This is a genomic window from Brevibacillus sp. HB1.1, from assembly GCF_013332445.1.
GTDB lineage: Bacteria > Bacillota > Bacilli > Brevibacillales > Brevibacillaceae > Brevibacillus > Brevibacillus porteri.
In genome coordinates, this window is record NZ_JABMIV010000001.1 from 593,582 (window position 1) to 610,495 (window position 16,914).

The window sequence follows — 16,914 nt, forward strand, 5'->3', positions numbered from 1 at the left end:
GTTGTCACTCCTTCTCCAGACGCTTCGTAATCTCATCCAACAAAAGACTGTCTGCAAGCAAGCTCTTCGGCGAGTATCGCCCTTCGTTTTTTGCCTGTTCCAGTCGTTCTAGCAGATGAGCGAATTTCTCTACCTCTTGATTTGTCCATCTTGTTTTGGCATATCGCATGATTTCCACACGATCAGCTCGTTGGTGCACTCCCCACCGATCGTACAACAGCTGTCGCATGTACGCTTCTCGATGGCGCAACGCATCCTGTGCCAGCCCTCTTCGCTCATACCAGCTAGACACGGCGAGCAACGTCTCATCACCACGGCGCACCGTCCATTCCCTAAGCGTATAGACCGGTCCGAAACGTTTTCCTCTCCACCACACATACAGCAAAAGCAGGATACCGAGTTGAATGCAGGCAGCTATGAGCCAGCCCGGATAGATCGCCAGAAAACCTGGTTTTTCCTGCAAGCCGTGATGGTATTCGTCTACCCACAGGACGGACCAGTCTCCTTGTACATACGGCCAGATCGCTTCAAAGTGGGACAGTCGATCAATTTTTTGATTGGTTAGCCATTCCGGTACGAGAAAAAACGTGACACTGCCATCTCCTACTTCTGTTCTTCCTCCGAGTATCCCCTGATCGTCGTAGAGAAGTGGCTCCATGTCCTCATCTTCTAAAAATCGAAATGAGGTCTCTGCTTTGCCCATGAACCTGCCCTGGACGAGAGGTCCCTGAATGTTTCGCTCCTGATTTTCTTTTTCCCGGATGTACTCCGTATAAAAGGGAAGGTCTTCCCACTCTGGTCTCGACTGAAAGAGAATCAGGTCATTGCCTTCACTGACCCAATCCAGAATGTCTATCTGTTCCTCTGGCATCAGTTTTTCTGGTTCTACTACGAGCATGGCCTGCCCAGTTGCTGTTGGTAAAAAACGCATAGGCTGCCGCCATTCCTTTACCTGCTTGCCTTTTTCCTCCAGGAGTACGAGCACAGCCTTGAGTCCGCTCGGCTGTGCAGATGAAGCCAAATACGGTGGGAGAGGCTCAGTTGTAGGCTTGACGATCAACCAGCCCACGATGACGAGCAACAAGGTAGCCACAACTATTCCGACACGATAGGTGCGCAAACTATCCATGCTGTCCCTCCTCGCGCCAGATGCCTTCCAGTTCGTTTACACGTTGCCAAAACGACCCTTCATCAACAAGTGCTTGCCCGTACCAAACAGCGTCGAATTCTCGTGCGAAGCTGCCGAACACATCGCGTAAGCTCGGTTGATTTGCCTCAATTTCTTCTGCGTATTCCCAATTCGTTTTCCATTTCTCCACACGAACCCATGACTTCATTTGCATATAGACCAACAACGCCAAAAACAACGAGCGTTCTCCTTCCCGCCATTCTCCTCGCGCTGCTTTTTCTTTCGCATCACGCAAATAGTCTGCATGAGAACGTATTTTTTCACCGTCCATAAACAGCGGTTGATGCTTCTTCTGCACCCAAATCATTCTGCGGAACAACCAGTAAATGATGCCGACCAGTCCCAGTACTGCCATAATGAGCACGAGTGTAGATACGGTATTAGCAGCACCAGTTGGAATATGAGTCCACTGAAAAAGATCGGCGAGCAACTCGATCACAAACTCCATCGCTCTTTGAATCCAGTTCTCGCCGCTGCCTTGGGGCAAATTGAACTCGTCTCTGGCTAGAATCTCTTGTAAATGCTCCTTGTCATCTACCCAAGGACTCGTGCTAATCATGAGTAACTCCCGGCTCTTGTGCAGGGGTAGGCGTTGCTGGTTCTACTGGTGCAGATGTGGCAAGCTGACGGCTAACTAGCTCTTGTAAATCTGTCCCTTCTTTTCTCACGCGCAGATCAAAGTAAGCCAACGCGTAAACAATGGCCATCCAAGGGGTCAAGAGGCAGGTAAGTGCAACCAGAATAATTTGCGCGAGGATAGATGTACCTAAGACGCCAGTGAGTACTAATTGCATGCCGCTAGAGAACATCGAGTAGATCACACTGAGAACAACAAAAAGACCGAATAAACGCCAAAAGTTTCCTTTTGTCATATTCCAGCTCTGGCCGATTCCGACTCCATCGCGTTCGAACAGAACGAGCGGCATATAAAAACCCCAACGAATTAAGAAATAGCCTGGTACGAGCATCATCCCAGCAATTAAGAATAAATAGCCAAATAAAACTAAAACGATCATAAGCACAATGCTGCCTTCATCTGACGGATCAAACATGGTTTCTAATGTCATCCCACCGGCGAAGGCGATCATAACGAAAATCAATCCATATACGATGACAAATGCTGTCGACACTGCAAACGCGATTACTCCATATAGGAAAGTACTGCCCGCGAGCGGCCAAAATCGACGAAGTGCCCCCTTTAAGGCATCTTTTAGGCTCAAGGTCTCACCCTCGAGAGCAGCCTTCGTCAGTAAAATCGAACCGGAAATCATTTGCGGATAGGCGATGATCAAAAGGATTGGTGCGACAAGGAATATGAATATGAGCAGCATCGGAAGGCTTTGTGTCATAAATTCTTCTTGTCCGGCAAATCTTGCGCCTAACGATTCTGCAAAATCCATACCTTCTGTATCTTGTGCGAGCAAAGGCACTCTGGTCAGATCAACCAAAAGCAGTTGCTGCAGGAGTAACAATGGACCGAACCAAATTAAAGCCAACAAAAAGAATGCTCCAAAATGCTGGCGATACACAGAAAAGCTCTTGTCCAACAGCTTCCCCACTCCCATGGGGGCAATCGGCGTACGATTCATGAGAAACCTCCATCTTTCTTTTTGAGATTACCTGATAAGTATACACGATTTTCCTATTTTTTTAAAAAAATCATCTAATTTTGCTAATGTTTTCCTGCCTGATTTTGTCAAATCAGGTGTTAGTCCAATGCGGTCGCCACCCTACTGAATATGATATTTCATGCATAGTAAGGAGGGTGTTGCCTTTGAAAGCATTGAGAAAGAAGAAACTAAAAGCAAAGCAAACCCGCTGCTGCCCCTGCAAGAAGCGATCTACCAAACGCAAATCCAATAGTCTGCTCAGGCAACTACGCCGTTTTGCCCGTATCCACGTTCGCGCACCTCAAGTGAATGTGACCACCCCCATTCCACAAGTAGAAGCACCTGTTGTACAAGTAGACGCTCCTGTTGTACATGTAGAAGCGCCTGTTGTACATGTAGAGCCACCTGTTGTAAAAGTAGAGGCACCTGTTGTACAAGTAGAGGTACCTGTTGTACAAGTAGAGGCACCTGTTGTACAAGTAGAAGCACCGAAGCCAATCGTCATCCCTGCACCATTAGTGAAGGTAGATGTCGAAACGGAAGAATCGGCTGATCAAGTATGTATTGAAGGGCTTCGTCAAGAACTCAGCAAATGCATGAGAAACGATCAACTTGTGGAGATCTTACTGACGACGGATTGGGGACCTGAGAGTCGTTCTTACCGAGTCGGCAAGCTTCTTAGAGTGGACGAAGGAATCATTGAATTACAGACCTTACCCTCCTCACGTACAAACGGAGCCTCTATTCTTATTCCTATCACCCACATCGTCGCGATTATTCCAAATGCAGAACCTAATTGAACAAGCTGATATTCTAAGGAGCTTCAGGATTACCTGAAGATGCGGGGAGTCTGTGCGTAGTAGATTCCCCCCATCTTCCCCCATTTCGTACAATAGGCATGTGGGACGAGCCCTTTTGTTCAGACAGGCCTGTCCACTCTAGAAGGACATTGCAAGTCTCTTTCGTCCCGAAGGTATGAATAAACGCCCACTTCTCCGATCTCTCTTTAGGGAAGTGGGCTGATAGCATTCACTTTTTGGTTTTACCTACCCATGTTATTCCATACATCTAGCACATCTCTCGCAACTCGATCCCATGTAAATCTTTGTTCGGCAAGCTGGCGTCCACTTCTCCCCATTTGACGTTGGAGATCGCGGCTGGACAATAGTTGTTTCAGCTGTACAGCAAACGCTTGAGGGTCCTCCGGCTGCTCGACCAACAGTCCATTGCCTCCGATGATCACCTCAGCATTTCCACCCCGTTTTGTCGTGACAAAAGGCAGACCGGCAGCCATCGCTTCATAATGGACACGTGCCAGTGGTTCCTCCCATTGCGAAGGACAGACAAAAACGTCCCCCGCCCAGAACCAGTGGTGAATCTGATCTGCCGGAACAAATCCCGTTGTAATTACCGGAACAGGCGAACGATTCGCCAATGATCGTACATATGCTGCATAGTCACTGATTTTATTTTCACCGTACCAGGACCCTCCAACTAAGACGAGAGCGATGTTGGAATGGTAGGAGCGGAGTTCATTCATCGCGCGAACCAGAATGTCGGCCCCTTTTTTCGGCGTCAATCGTCCTACAAACAATATCACTTGTTTGTTGCCAAGATTGTGCGTCGACCGCAGTTCCTGACGAATCTTTTGCGCCGTATTGGATCCTTCCACCGGAACAAATGTTTCCAAGTTCACACCTGAATAAATCGTACGAAGCTTGTTTGTGGCTTCAGGATATAGCGATGAAATGACCCGGCCGACATAATCGCTGATGGTGATGATGCGTTCTGTTTCAGCAACGGCTCTAGCAGCTTCTGCCTGCCCTATTTTTACCGGATCAAACATATCATTGTGCATACTTAAAATGATACGTGCGTTCGGGCATACTTCACGAATGATGGGAACCATCCGCGGTCGGTTAAAAACATGGATAACATCATAGTTGTTCGCACTTAGGAAAGCGGCTACTTCGCGTGCATAAATCTCGAACACCCCTTGACCATTTACCCGCACATAACGTGCATTGCGAACTTTTTCATCCATCGGTAGCGTGGGATCCGACGTTCCCAGGATAGTCAGCTCGTGATGCCTCCCTAGAATATCTGCAATCCCTGCAATATAAGTCTGAATCGCTCCCCCTCGTATAGGAGGGACTGGCAATTTCTCTGTACAGACCATGATAACTTTCATCCGTATTCTCCTTTCCCGTTCCGACTTCTTACATTAGTTGCCTCTCGTCTTCTTTGATTTATGACGCTGTTTCTTCATCTGATTGTTGATGAATTTACGGCTTGGTTTCGCCGTCTTGGCAACTTTCTTGCTCTTGTTGGAAGTGACGGTCCGGGACTGCTGTTTAGATGTCCACACAGTTCCTTTTTTGCTTTTCCCTGTTTGACTTGCGGGTTTTGCTTGTGGTGATTTGGCTTTTACATTGATAGAGACCTTTACTCTTCTTTGAGGCTTGCTTGACTTATTGCTGCTGCTTTTTGAGACAGTTGAGCTCATTCCCCGCTTTTTGTTTCGACGAACGAGGTTTCGTGCTTCGCTTGTAGCGAGTGGCGCTGATGGCGTAAAAGGAACATTTCCCGAAAATGAGATTCGAGTTCTGCGAGTAGTGCTTTGTTCTGCCTCTGCCCCTTCTTGCTGGCTTTCTTCCCGTATAACTGGCGTTTTGTCGCTTGCAGGCTGCTTGACTTTGGACTCTTTGTCTTTGGATACCTTCACCTTAGACACCTTGCTCTTGGACTTTTCGTCTTTCGGCACCTCGACCAAAGACTCTGTCGGTGGAGTGGATACCGCAACAGGTATGAAGTCCTTGATACCTGACGCCAGCCTTTGCGGTTCAACTACTTCCGTTATTTGGTCATAGTTGCCCGGTTCGTATTTGCTGATATCTTTTGCAAGTTCTGCCAATGCCGCATCTTTCGTTTTATCCCCCGTCAACACTCGCTGCAAAATGCCTTCCGCTTCCGTCGACAGAAAGATTGCGGGATCATAAAACATCTCTTTGAGGTGCTTATAAAATTCGTTTGGCACTGCCATATCATTTAAGAGCACTTCAAACGATTCGCGATCCAGTGGATTCGCCTTATGATAGGCTTCGATCATGCCGCGCATCCAGGTAACATCCCAGACGCCCATATCATCCATCGTACTGGTGATGAGCTTGCGCAAATCCCGAAATGGCAAATCGTACGACACGCCATCCAGGTCGATGACCCAAAGCCCTCCCGGACCATTTTGACCATTTGACCAGCCGTAATCTTGGTGCACCAATCCCCAGTGCGCCTCTCCCATTTTGATCATTTTCGGATAGGAAGATGTTTTTAGTTTCTCTAAGGCTGCCCATGCTTGCTGTTCATAGTGATCAACGACGGCCAAAATGGATTTACTTGTTGGTGTTTCACTGTAGGCTTTTGCTACTTCCCGCATCCACCCGATTTTTTTGGCAATCTTTTGATAATGATTGGGCCAACGATATAAACGGGAAGAGTTTTTGGCTCCTGCGGGCGGAATATAGCCTTTCGAATGACGATGGAATTCACCAAGACCGTAGCAAAGTTCTTGCGCGCCTACCAAATCTACTTTTGTTGCCGGTTGCAAAGCAATCCAATCGGTAACAATCCAGAGTTTCCCGCCTTTTTCCACAAATAGACTGCCATTTCGGGCAGGAATCAGTGCTGGTACCCTTGCCCCCTGTTTGACGACGTATTCTTGGAAAGCCACACTATAGAGACTGCGTTCAGGCGTACGGTGCAGTACCTTTAGGCTGCGCGGACCTTTATCTGTTTCAATGCGCCAAATAGCCCCGCCTTTGTCTGGCTTGGAAGTAATGAGCGTACGACTCTTCACCGACATGTCATACTCTTTGACCACTTCTTCTGCGATCGCGTCTACTTCTGGTGGCACTGTCAAATCCCAGTTAGCCGGCGTTTCCACATTCCCTTCTCGGGTATCCCATGGCTTAATCACATATTGTTCCATTCCATTCCCCCCACACTACTGTGGTGATGCCTTCGTCCTTCTCCATAAGCTATTCGCTATATTCTTATCTCGAACCGGACAAATATCATTGGGAGTCTGCCAATTCGTTATTCGCACAGGGATAAAGTCTCGCAAAAACAGCTTGACCCCTCGCATGGTAGCGACAGTCAAGCTGTTCATGTTAAATCATCAGCAATTCGCGTATTTCTTGCTCGGTTAAAGAAGAGATAGCCTCGTGCCCCGGTGTAATGATTTCCTCGATCAAGTTTTTCTTTTTTTGTTGCAGCTCGTACATCTTCTCTTCGACCGTCCCCTCTGCAACAAGCCTGATCACTTGAACGACGTTCTTTTGTCCGATACGATGGGCACGATCAGCTGCCTGTTGTTCCACAGCGGGATTCCACCACAGATCATACAAGATTACGGTGTCCGCACCCGTCACATTCAATCCTGTTCCCCCAGCTTTCAATGACATGAGAAACAGATCTCGCTCGCCCTCGTTAAATCGGTTGCACAAATCTAGTCTCTCTGCCACTGGTGTCTGTCCGTCCAGATAGAAAAACGGGACACCGTGATACCCCAGCTCGCGTCCGATTATCCCTAGCATCTCCGTAAATTGAGAAAAGAGCAAAACGCGCTTCCCAGCGTTTTTGCATTCACCGATGATCTCGAATAGCTGTTCGAGCTTGGCTGACCCGCCGTCATACTCTTTGACGAACAGCGCCGGATGACAACATATCTGACGCAGTCTCGTCAAGCCAGCGAGAATTTTGATCCGATTTTTTTGAAAGCCTTTATTGTACAGATGCTTCACTGTTTCCTGTTGGAGCTGCGCCAAATAGGCGACATACAGCTTTTTCTGTTCTGGCAACAGCCTTGCGCTTTGCAGTGTTTCAATTTTGGCCGGCAATTCCTTCAGTACCTCAGTCTTAAGCCTGCGTAGTAAAAATGGGCGCGTCCGCTTCGCAATCGTATCTCGCGGCAAGTCGAGGAATTCCTTTCTTGCCGGAAAAAGCTCAGGGAAAACAGCATCGTAGATGGACCACAGCTCCTCTATCCTGTTTTCCACAGGTGTTCCCGTAAGAGCAAAGCGATGCTTAGCTTTCAATCGTTTTACTGTCTGAGCTGTTTGGGTCACATAGTTTTTGAAGGTTTGCGCTTCATCCAAGATCAAGGTGTGGAAGGAATACTCCTCGAACTGGGCATGATCACGACGCAAGAGCGGATACGAAGTAATGAGCACATCGATTTCTGACAGCTCGTTTACGATTTGATTCCGCTCTTCCTTCGTTCCATCCACAATAACGCTACGGATATTTGGCGCGAACTTTTTGATTTCATTGTGCCAATTATATAAAAGAGAGGCAGGAGCCACGATAATCGCCGGGAGCTTTTGTTCTCGGATTTCGGGCAGGACAGAGAGAAGAAAGGTAATACTTTGCAAGGTCTTCCCCAGTCCCATATCGTCTGCGAGAATTCCCCCAAAGCCGTAGTGTGCCAATGTTCTCATCCATTGATAGCCAAACTTCTGATAATCACGAAGTGTTGCCTGCAATGATTCGGGTACTGGAAAGTCCAGATTATCAGGGTTACGCATATTCTCCAAAAACTGGCGCAATGATTTGCCTAGCTGAACAGACTGTCCCTGCATGGGTATATCAAGCAAGCGCAGTCCCCGAAAAGCAGGCAGTTGAAAACCACTCCCCATTTGCTCAGCATATTGCATGCCCATCTCGTCCAGGAAACGATTAATTTGCTCAAATTCCTTTGTCTCAAGTGGCAGAAGTGCTCCATTCGACAGCCGATGATATCTGCGCTTTTCTTCTACCGATTGGATAACACTTCGGATCTCGGACTCGGGTATCCCATCCATATCAAAGCGAAAATCCAGCCAATTTGTTCGCTCATCGACATCCACTTTTACTTTTGGTGGTAGGTGGAGAGGCTGAATCCTGATTTTTACGGAAGTTGTTGCGTATACCTTTAACAATTTTTCCAGCTTAGGGACGACGTGGTAAAGGAAGTCGTACTCAGCTTCCTCGTCATCTAGAAAATACCCGCCTTCCGTGCGGGTAAAGGCACTTTCCTCCATCAGCCCTAAAATCTGCCGCTCCTTCTCCCCATCACGCATCAAAATCAGCTCACTGCCACGTTGCCCTCCTCCTTCATTCCCTTCCAGCGGATTGATGACGATATCGCCATATTGAAACTCAAGTCCCGCCAGCAGCCGGTCTCTTACCCTGTCCAAATACAGCTTGGCTTTTAACTGGAATTGCACGACTCGTTCCGAGACGGCCTTTGCAATTTGCACGTTCCCCAGTTTCATCAAGGCCGGGACAACCTGCACCATGAATGGCTCGATTTTTTCCGCGGGAATGTGAATTCGCTCACTGCTATGAGATTCTAGCAGGTACTTCAGCTCAGCCAAACTGTGGCATTGTTCCTTTGGTAGTCTGTGCCATATGCCATCTACGAGCAACAATCCGTAAGCTTCCAAGACAGTGATTTGCTTGAATCCTTGGACTTCCAGCTGATATTGATCGGTTTTGGTCTGGTCGAATTCGAAGTGGAGTGGCGGCGGCTCATCTATACATGCAAACGTTGGATACATTTGGTCATGATGCTGAATGTGAACAGTCGGTGCGGTAAGTAGCAAAGCAAATAATCGCTCCCAGGTAAAGGGTGGCACAAGAAGAACCCGTTCCCCACCCACATGCTTCTGTTCCTGATAATGGTAGCTTGCTGTCTCTCGATATATTTTTTCCGTGCGGTAAATTTGCAGGAGTTCACGGAGAATGGCTTCATGCTCTGGCAAAAAGCGATGCAAATTCGGATCATAGGCAAATTGGCTAGAGAAACGATACACTTGCTGCTTATCCACCTGGTCTAAAAACGCGCGAATGTCCTTTACGATGTACAACCTCTTTGGCCCTAGCTTCAGCTCTATTCCGATCATGCTCTTGCGAAAGCCGTATGGTATGATTTTACATATGATTTCCAAGGCAAGCGTTGTTCGTGAATCCAGCAACACGCGATTATGGCTTGTCCGAATCGGCCGGTCCACGAACAAGCCGAACAGTCCCTCTGTTAGCTGGGAATCAGGCTGGGTTGTCCTGCCTGCTTGTCTCGTTGCAAAGGAAGTGGAATAGCTGCCAGGATGCTCGTCTACTTGCAGATCACGCATGGTTAACAACGAAGCTGCGATATGTTGGCAGTAGTGATCATACGACGCTAAAGTAGGACAACTACACACTGCTGCCATACCAGACTCGTCCAGTTCAATCGTGACCTGATAATTATTTTTTCCTGCGTTCACTGTGGTTTTGATCCAGGCAGGCTCCTGTTGAAAATGCTCCACAAGCACGTTCCCAGAACGGTAAAACGTCTTTCCTCTTTCATAGGAAAGGCGACCACACCATTCTTTTATCGTTTGATGACTCACTTGAAAGCTCATTTTCTGCTCCATCCTCATCATGAAATATGTTTAATATTACAGAATGCAACAGAAAAAAGATACGCATGTACGCGTATCTTTTTTCAACAAATACAAACGATTAGTCGTCGTCATCTTCGTCGTCATCTTCTTCTTCGTCATCGGATTCCTCGTCTTCAGATTCCTCGTCTTCAGATTCCTCGTCTTCGGATTCCTCGTCTTCGGATTCTTCGTCTTCGGATTCTTCATCTTCGTCTTCATCTTCTTCATCATTACTGCCGAAGTACAATTTTTTCGTGGTACCATCTTCGTATTCGATTTTTACTTCCAATTCTTCTGCACCTTCACCGATGGCATCACGTAATTGCTCCAACCATTCTTCCATGTTAACCACACCTCCTGGCTATAGATGATTACTTGGTAGCATTTGCCAACAGTTTTCTGTCGACTTTGATACTATATGACGAGTTCCTTTTTCTTGTATGGACAGTTGTCTCCCTATCCAGAGAAGATTTTTACACAACTTGGAATACCGCTTCACTTGCCCTTCTACCTAGCCACTGTTGCAGATGTACGTTTACATATTTGGAAGTAGACTGGACAAACTTTTGATGGAATCGCCTTAAATACATCATGACTTCGCTACAGAAGGGAGAGCTCCTTATTGAAAAGACGATGGATCAAAAGCTTGTTGATCGGGATTAGCTTGTTGCTTACAAGTGCCTTGCCAGTTGACTCGATTATGGCCTCACCAGATCACCCGTACCATTTTGGATTTAAAAAGAGCAAGAATGGTCAGTTACCCTCTATTAACGAGGAAGGCTTTAAAGGCATTGTGGATCGTCACGGTGCGGTTTTTTTAGGGGATACCACGAAAAAAGAGCTTTACTTGACGTTTGATAACGGTTATGAAAACGGCTTTACACCAAAGATTTTAGATACACTTGTCGCGAAAAAAGTCCCTGCCATTTTCTTTGTGACAGGGCACTTTGTGAAGGAACAGCCCGAGTTGTTAAAGCGAATGGCGCAAGAGGGACATCTAATCGGCAACCATTCCTGGAGCCATCCCGATATGACAACCGTATCGAATCAGAAAATCAAAGACGAACTGACGAAAGTAAGGGATGCAGTCCAGCAAGTGACCGGACAAGCTAACATGCGTTACTTGCGACCTCCTAGAGGAATTTTCAGCGATCGCACACTTGCTGTAACCAAAGATATGGGCTATACCAATGTTTTTTGGTCGGTCGCCTATAAAGATTGGGATACCAAAGTCCAGCGAGGGGCAAAATATGCCTATGATAGCGTGATGGCTCAATTGCATCCTGGCGCTGTCATTCTGCTCCATTCTGTCTCCAAAGACAATGCAGAGGCTCTCGGGATGATGATCGATGAAGCACGCAAGCAAGGCTATGAATTCAAGAGCTTGGAGCAGCTTCCGAAAAAGTAGTGCAAGCCCTTCCTTTTGCAAGCAAAAACTCCCGCTGCTTCGCATGTGCAAAGCGCGGGAGTTTTTTGGTTTAGTCGCGATCCAGCAAGGATGCTCCAGCAATACCTGGATGAGTCATTTCAAATGGATCGAGAATCAGATCCAGCTCCTCTTCTGTCAGTACATTGTGTTGCAAGCACAGCTCACGTACAGACTTTCCTGTCAAAATGGCTTCGCGGGCAATGCGTGCAGCAGTCTCATATCCGAGATGAGGATTCACCGCAGTAATGACGCCTACGCTTTTTTCGACGTATTCTTTCATGCGCTCGCGGTTTGCTTCGATTCCTTCCAAGCAGTGACGCGTAAAGACATCGAATGCATTGTCCATAATGCTGATCGATTGCAGCAAGTTGAAGACAAGCACAGGCTCCATAACGTTCAGTTCTAGCTGACCTGCCTCGGAAGCCAAACAAATCGTATGGTCATTTCCGATGACCTGAAACGCTACTTGGTTGATGAGTTCTGCCATGACAGGATTGACTTTTCCTGGCATAATCGAGGAGCCTGGCTGACGTGCTGGCAAGGAGATTTCTCCCAGTCCAGCTCGAGGTCCTGATGCCATCAAACGCAAGTCATTTGCGATTTTAGACATATTCATCATGCAAACTTTCAGTGCTGCTGATACTTCTGTGTACGCATCTGTGTTTTGTGTAGCATCCACGAGATGCTCCGCACCTGTCAGCGGGAAGCCTGTGATATCGGCAAGATGCTTGACTACTGTTGTAATGTAACGAGGGTCAGCATTCAAACCCGTTCCTACCGCAGTCGCTCCCATATTCACTTCGTACAAATGCTGACGAGATTGCTTGATACGCTTAATGTCGCGCTCAAGCACTCGACGGTATGCTTCGAATTCTTGGCCCAAGCGAATCGGAACCGCATCCTGCAAATGCGTTCTACCCATTTTTATGACATCATCGAATTCTTTTGCTTTTTGGCCAAATGCATCATGCATCTTTTCCATTGTCACGAGCAGCTTTTCCAACAGAGTAAGTGTTGAAATATGAATCGCTGTCGGGAAAGCATCATTGGTAGACTGAGACATGTTGACATGTGTATTTGGGCTGAGGTGGAAATAATCTCCTTTTTTCTCACCCAGCATTTCAAGACCGCGGTTCGCGATCACTTCGTTGGCATTCATATTGATCGAAGTACCTGCTCCGCCCTGGATCGGATCGACGATAAATTGATCATGCCATTTTCCTTGCATGATTTCTTCCGCCGCAGCGACAATTGCATTTCCTAACCGTGGATTCAATCTGGAAACTTCCATATTGGCCATCGCAGCTGCTTTTTTTACCATTGCCATTGCATTGATGAGGGAAAAATGAAGACGATACCCGGTGATTGGGAAGTTTTCCGTTGCTCGCATCGTTTGCACGCCATAATAAGCATCTACTGGAATTTGCTTCTCGCCAAGAAAGTCTTTTTCCACTCGAAACGTCTGTTGTTCCATTCTTATCAGACCAGCCTTCTAGGAATAATGGTTGCTACTTCCTCTCCATTCTACCACAGTTTGATGCAGGAAGACTCATCCACCTGAAACACTATTATTTGTTTTTACGTCTTACTATTTGTAGGTACCATTTCATACCAGACAGAATCGAGGGATACCATGAAAAAACTGCTTTTGCTGCTGTTGACGATCGGCTTGCTGCAAGGATGCACGAGTGGCACAGATAGCCCTTCCACTCCAACAGAACAACAGAAGCCACCTGTTGCAGCCGAGCCCGAGACACCTGCTTCTGAGCCACCCGCAACCACGCAACCACCTACAACGCCTGAGAAGCCACCAACGGAACAACCAACTCAACAAGAGACTGTCTATGCCAATGACATTTTCCGCAATGTCACTGTGAAGAAAACCGCCCAAGACACGTTTGAAATCAAAGGACAGGCGAGTGTGTTCGAAGCAGTACTCAATTATGTCGTAGAAGATGGGCATAACGAGCTGACGCAAGGTTCCGTGCAGGCTACGACCGCTGCTCCTGATTGGGGAGATTTTACCCATACACTGAAAGTGAAAAAAGCGGAGCCGAACAGCACACTGACACTGATCTTGTTTGAAACTAGCATGAAAGACGGTAGCCGAAGAATGGAACTCATCATTCCGCTCCCTGAATAAGGCCTGCAAAAAAATCAGACCCTCTCTATGAAAGAGAGGGCCTGATTGAAAGGGTCTATTATTAGATAGCAGTAGACAGTCAGTTGCCGTATGCCTTGCTGTTACTTTTACTCGCTTTTTTCTTCCTTGAAGCATTCCATGCAGAGCGCACCATTGTTCTCGATTTCATACTCGGTCAAGCGAACCTGGCAAGACTTGCATTGTTTTTCCGTGAGCACTAAGTTCAAGACTATAACTCCTCTCAATGATGTAACGTAGTCTATTTATATTATAACCAAAGATTTATATCAGACAAATAGCTATCTGTTAAAATTTCGTGAATTTTCAAATATAAAAAATAATAAACAAAGAGGAGATCATTATGACCTCACCCTATTTTTCACTTTTTCTGACAGGGGAGCCGTTTCGGCTGTTTTCTACTTCTCACGTTATCACCTTGATTCTTGTGCTTTGTCTGGTCGTGTTCACCTATTTATTTCGGCAAAAGCTCCAAGTCCCGACAAATCGACTCGCCACACGTTACGTACTTGCGGGTGTCTTGCTCTTGTCAGAGGTTTGTTATCAGCTTTGGCATGTTTATACCGAGAGTTGGACGGCTGCTTACACATTGCCCTTGCAGCTGTGTAGCGTGACCCTCCTCCTTTCTGCCATGATGCTGATGACGAGAAGTTATGGGATGTATGAGATTACGTTTTTTGCAGGAATTGGCGGAGCCATGCAGGCACTGCTTACCCCCGAGTTGTTTTATCCATTTCCGCATTTTCGCTTTGTGCATTTTTTTGTAGCCCACGCGGGAATCGTCCTTGCTTGCCTGTACATGACGTGGATAGAAGGCTACCGTCCGACTGTCCGTTCGATTGGGAAAACGATGGGCTTTTTAAACCTGCTCTTACTCGTCGCACTTTTCGTCAACCATTGGACCGGCGGAAATTACTTATTTGTCTCGCGCAAACCGGACAATCCCAGTCTGATCGACTTTTTGGGCCCGTATCCGTGGTACATCGTATCGTTGGAAGGAGTAGCTCTCGCGTTGTTTTTCTTGTTGTACCTGCCCTTTATCCGAAAGCAACCGTTGGCGAAGGAAGTCAGGAGCGATTTGTCTGTCTGAATTACGCCTGCTGCTCGTTTACCCATTCGGTAACAAATTGCAAGAAGCGTTTGGCAGCCGGTGACTGCTTGGAAAAAGAGGTTGCTGCCACCCCCAGCGAACGGTAATGCTCCCCTTCAAGCGGGATCATCCGGATATTTGCAGGCAAGCGGAGTAAAATCATTTCCGGAAGGATACTGATCCCGAGCCCATTTTGCACCATGGCAATAATCGCATGATCATCTCCTACTTCATATTTGATTCGCGGCTCGATCTGATACTGGGCCAGCAAGCGCTGTATATCATTGTCACAGCCCGTCTTCGGCATGATAAATGTCTCTTCGGCCAATCGGCTCACATGCACCCGCTCCTCTTTGTAGAGCGGGTGTTCCTCTGTCACCAGCAAATACATCTGATCCTTTTTCAAAGGAATACATTCCAAATCCTCTGTTGTCGGCAAGGAGACGAAGCCGAAATCAATCTCTCCGGTTTGAATCCAGCTCTCAATTCCATCGTAATACCCTTCCATCAGCTTAATCTCGATCGCCGGATATTGATCTTGAAACCGCTTGAGAATACCGGGAAGCCATTGCGTAGATACACTCGTAAACGTCCCAATTCTCACCGTCCCGACCTCCAACCCATTGATGGCAAACACCTCTTGTTTCATCCGCTCATGACAGCGCAAGGTCTCGCGTATGTAGGGAAGCAGTCGCTCCCCATTACTCGTGAGGCTAATACCTGACCGTCCTCTGGTCAAAAGTGAAAATCCAAATTCCCGCTCCAGACTCGCAATCGCATGACTGATCGCTGATTGTGTCAGACCTAGTATTTCGCCAGCTTTGGTTAAGCTCCCCGACTCAATAACGGTGATCACTACCTCAAACTTGTTCAAACTCACCCTTCTTCGTCCCCTTTACATGAATCCGATTCATGAAAATCATCACAAACATTCATTTTTCTTATTTAAACGATACTCGTATACTGTTTATGGCGCAACACTGATTAGGACCCGCTTTTTCCCGGGCAAGGAGGCTTATCCCATCATGAAACCGCAAGTGAAAGCCGATTTGGCTATGATTTTGGTCACCCTGTTTTGGGGAACCTCGTATGTGTTTATGCAAATGGGATTGAAGGATTTGGAGACTTTCAATCTGATCGGTATCCGCTTTGGCATTGCTTTTATACTCGCAGCTGCCTTGTTCCACAAACGCTTGCGTAGCACGAATCGAAAAACATTGCTCCATGCATTCGTACTCGGTGCGCTCCTTTTCGGGGTTTTTGCCACCATCACGAACGGAGTGAAATCAACGACAGCTTCCCAGGCAGGCTTTCTCGTTAGCTTGACCGTTATCTTTGTTCCGCTCTTATCTATTCTTTTGAGAAACCGTCCCGAAAAAAGAGTCTTTGTCGGCGCTGGACTGGCCATGATCGGTATCGGCCTGCTCACACTAAGCGCTGAATTTCGCATCAGCCAAGGAGATCTTCTGTGCATCGCTGGTGCTCTCTTTTACGCTACACATATTACCGTAACAGGCCGATGGGCCAATCAATCGGATACGATCCAGTTGGGGATTTATCAGCTTGGTTTTACGGCACTGTTGGGCATTGTTTTTTCTTTTGCGTTGGAGACTCCCACATTACCGCAGACGACAGAGGCTTGGATCGCCGTGCTCGCCCTTAGCGTATTGTGCAGTGCAATTGGCTTTGTCGTTCAAACGGTGGCCCAAAAATATACGACCGCCACGCACACGGGTGTTATTTTTTCCTTGGAGCCAGTCTTCGCTGCCCTGTTTGCCTTCTTGGTTACAGGCGAAACACTGTCTGTTCGCGGGTACATAGGCGCAGGTCTCGTTTTGATCAGTGTGCTGATTGCGGAAATCGATGTGAAGAGCTTGCTGCGCGGAAAGCAGCTGACAAAAAACCCGACTCACTCATCCTGAGCCGGGTTTTGCGTATCGGTTATGCAAGAAAGCAATCCGGAAGAAATCCACAC

14 protein-coding genes are annotated in these 16,914 nt (G+C 47.2%); 5 read left to right on the forward strand and 9 right to left on the reverse strand.

Annotated elements, in window-relative coordinates:
- Nucleotides 1-4 precede the first annotated feature (4 nt).
- Genes HPY27_RS02890 through HPY27_RS02900 form a run of 3 tightly spaced genes read right to left on the reverse strand, consistent with a single transcriptional unit; the run spans nucleotide 5 to nucleotide 2,778 of the window.
- On the reverse strand, nucleotides 5-1,129 hold the full coding sequence (locus tag HPY27_RS02890; RefSeq protein ID WP_017249418.1) for a DUF4350 domain-containing protein: 1,125 nt from the start codon (nucleotides 1,127-1,129) through the stop codon (nucleotides 5-7).
- Complete coding sequence (locus tag HPY27_RS02895; RefSeq protein ID WP_017249419.1) at nucleotides 1,122-1,748, reverse strand: DUF4129 domain-containing protein; 627 nt, start codon at nucleotides 1,746-1,748, stop codon at nucleotides 1,122-1,124. Before HPY27_RS02895 ends, HPY27_RS02890 begins: the two co-directional genes overlap by 8 nt.
- Nucleotides 1,741-2,778, reverse strand: a complete 1,038-nt coding sequence (locus HPY27_RS02900) for a DUF7847 domain-containing protein (protein ID WP_173622118.1) — start codon at nucleotides 2,776-2,778, stop codon at nucleotides 1,741-1,743. Before HPY27_RS02900 ends, HPY27_RS02895 begins: the two co-directional genes overlap by 8 nt.
- A 176-nt stretch (nucleotides 2,779-2,954) precedes the next feature.
- Here HPY27_RS02900 and HPY27_RS02905 point away from each other — a divergent pair, with 176 nt between their 5' ends.
- The gene (locus tag HPY27_RS02905; RefSeq protein ID WP_371814300.1) at nucleotides 2,955-3,599 is read left to right on the forward strand and encodes a hypothetical protein; all 645 of its coding nucleotides are present in this window, start codon (nucleotides 2,955-2,957) and stop codon (nucleotides 3,597-3,599) included.
- Between the two features lie 242 nt (nucleotides 3,600-3,841).
- Here HPY27_RS02905 and HPY27_RS02910 read toward each other — a convergent pair whose 3' ends face one another.
- From HPY27_RS02910 to HPY27_RS02925, 4 genes are all read right to left on the reverse strand, one after another.
- Nucleotides 3,842-4,990 carry a glycosyltransferase family 4 protein gene (locus tag HPY27_RS02910; protein WP_017249422.1) on the reverse strand — a complete coding sequence of 383 codons (1,149 nt, stop codon included), beginning with the start codon at nucleotides 4,988-4,990 and terminating at the stop codon, nucleotides 3,842-3,844.
- Between the two features lie 33 nt (nucleotides 4,991-5,023).
- Entirely contained in the window at nucleotides 5,024-6,784 is a 1,761-nt protein-coding gene (locus HPY27_RS02915) for a CotS family spore coat protein (protein ID WP_017249423.1), read from the reverse strand.
- Nucleotides 6,785-6,965: 181 nt separating this feature from the next.
- Nucleotides 6,966-10,238, reverse strand: a complete 3,273-nt coding sequence (locus HPY27_RS02920) for a DEAD/DEAH box helicase (RefSeq protein WP_174224313.1) — start codon at nucleotides 10,236-10,238, stop codon at nucleotides 6,966-6,968.
- A 100-nt stretch (nucleotides 10,239-10,338) separates the two neighbouring features.
- Complete coding sequence (locus HPY27_RS02925) at nucleotides 10,339-10,602, reverse strand: DNA primase (RefSeq protein WP_174224314.1); 264 nt, start codon at nucleotides 10,600-10,602, stop codon at nucleotides 10,339-10,341.
- Nucleotides 10,603-10,881: 279 nt separating this feature from the next.
- On the opposite strand from HPY27_RS02925, the gene pdaA reads away from it, so the two are divergent.
- Nucleotides 10,882-11,667, forward strand: coding sequence for a delta-lactam-biosynthetic de-N-acetylase (gene pdaA / locus HPY27_RS02930; protein ID WP_173622121.1), 786 nt, complete (start codon nucleotides 10,882-10,884; stop codon nucleotides 11,665-11,667).
- Between the two features lie 70 nt (nucleotides 11,668-11,737).
- On the opposite strand, the gene aspA is transcribed toward pdaA, so the two are convergent.
- Entirely contained in the window at nucleotides 11,738-13,162 is a 1,425-nt protein-coding gene (gene aspA, locus HPY27_RS02935) for an aspartate ammonia-lyase (RefSeq protein WP_217437851.1), read from the reverse strand.
- A 159-nt stretch (nucleotides 13,163-13,321) separates the two neighbouring features.
- Here aspA and HPY27_RS02940 point away from each other — a divergent pair, with 159 nt between their 5' ends.
- A complete protein-coding gene (locus HPY27_RS02940) occupies nucleotides 13,322-13,831 on the forward strand; it encodes a Gmad2 immunoglobulin-like domain-containing protein (RefSeq protein ID WP_017249428.1) in 510 nt (169 codons plus the stop codon).
- Between the two features lie 361 nt (nucleotides 13,832-14,192).
- Nucleotides 14,193-14,939 carry a YwaF family protein gene (locus HPY27_RS02945; protein WP_174224315.1) on the forward strand — a complete coding sequence of 249 codons (747 nt, stop codon included), beginning with the start codon at nucleotides 14,193-14,195 and terminating at the stop codon, nucleotides 14,937-14,939.
- Nucleotide 14,940: 1 nt separating this feature from the next.
- Here HPY27_RS02945 and HPY27_RS02950 read toward each other — a convergent pair whose 3' ends face one another.
- On the reverse strand, nucleotides 14,941-15,819 hold the full coding sequence (locus HPY27_RS02950; protein ID WP_174224316.1) for a LysR family transcriptional regulator: 879 nt from the start codon (nucleotides 15,817-15,819) through the stop codon (nucleotides 14,941-14,943).
- A 145-nt stretch (nucleotides 15,820-15,964) separates the two neighbouring features.
- On the opposite strand from HPY27_RS02950, the gene HPY27_RS02955 reads away from it, so the two are divergent.
- Complete coding sequence (locus HPY27_RS02955; protein WP_174224317.1) at nucleotides 15,965-16,861, forward strand: DMT family transporter; 897 nt, start codon at nucleotides 15,965-15,967, stop codon at nucleotides 16,859-16,861.
- The last annotated feature ends 53 nt before the right edge of the window (nucleotides 16,862-16,914 follow it).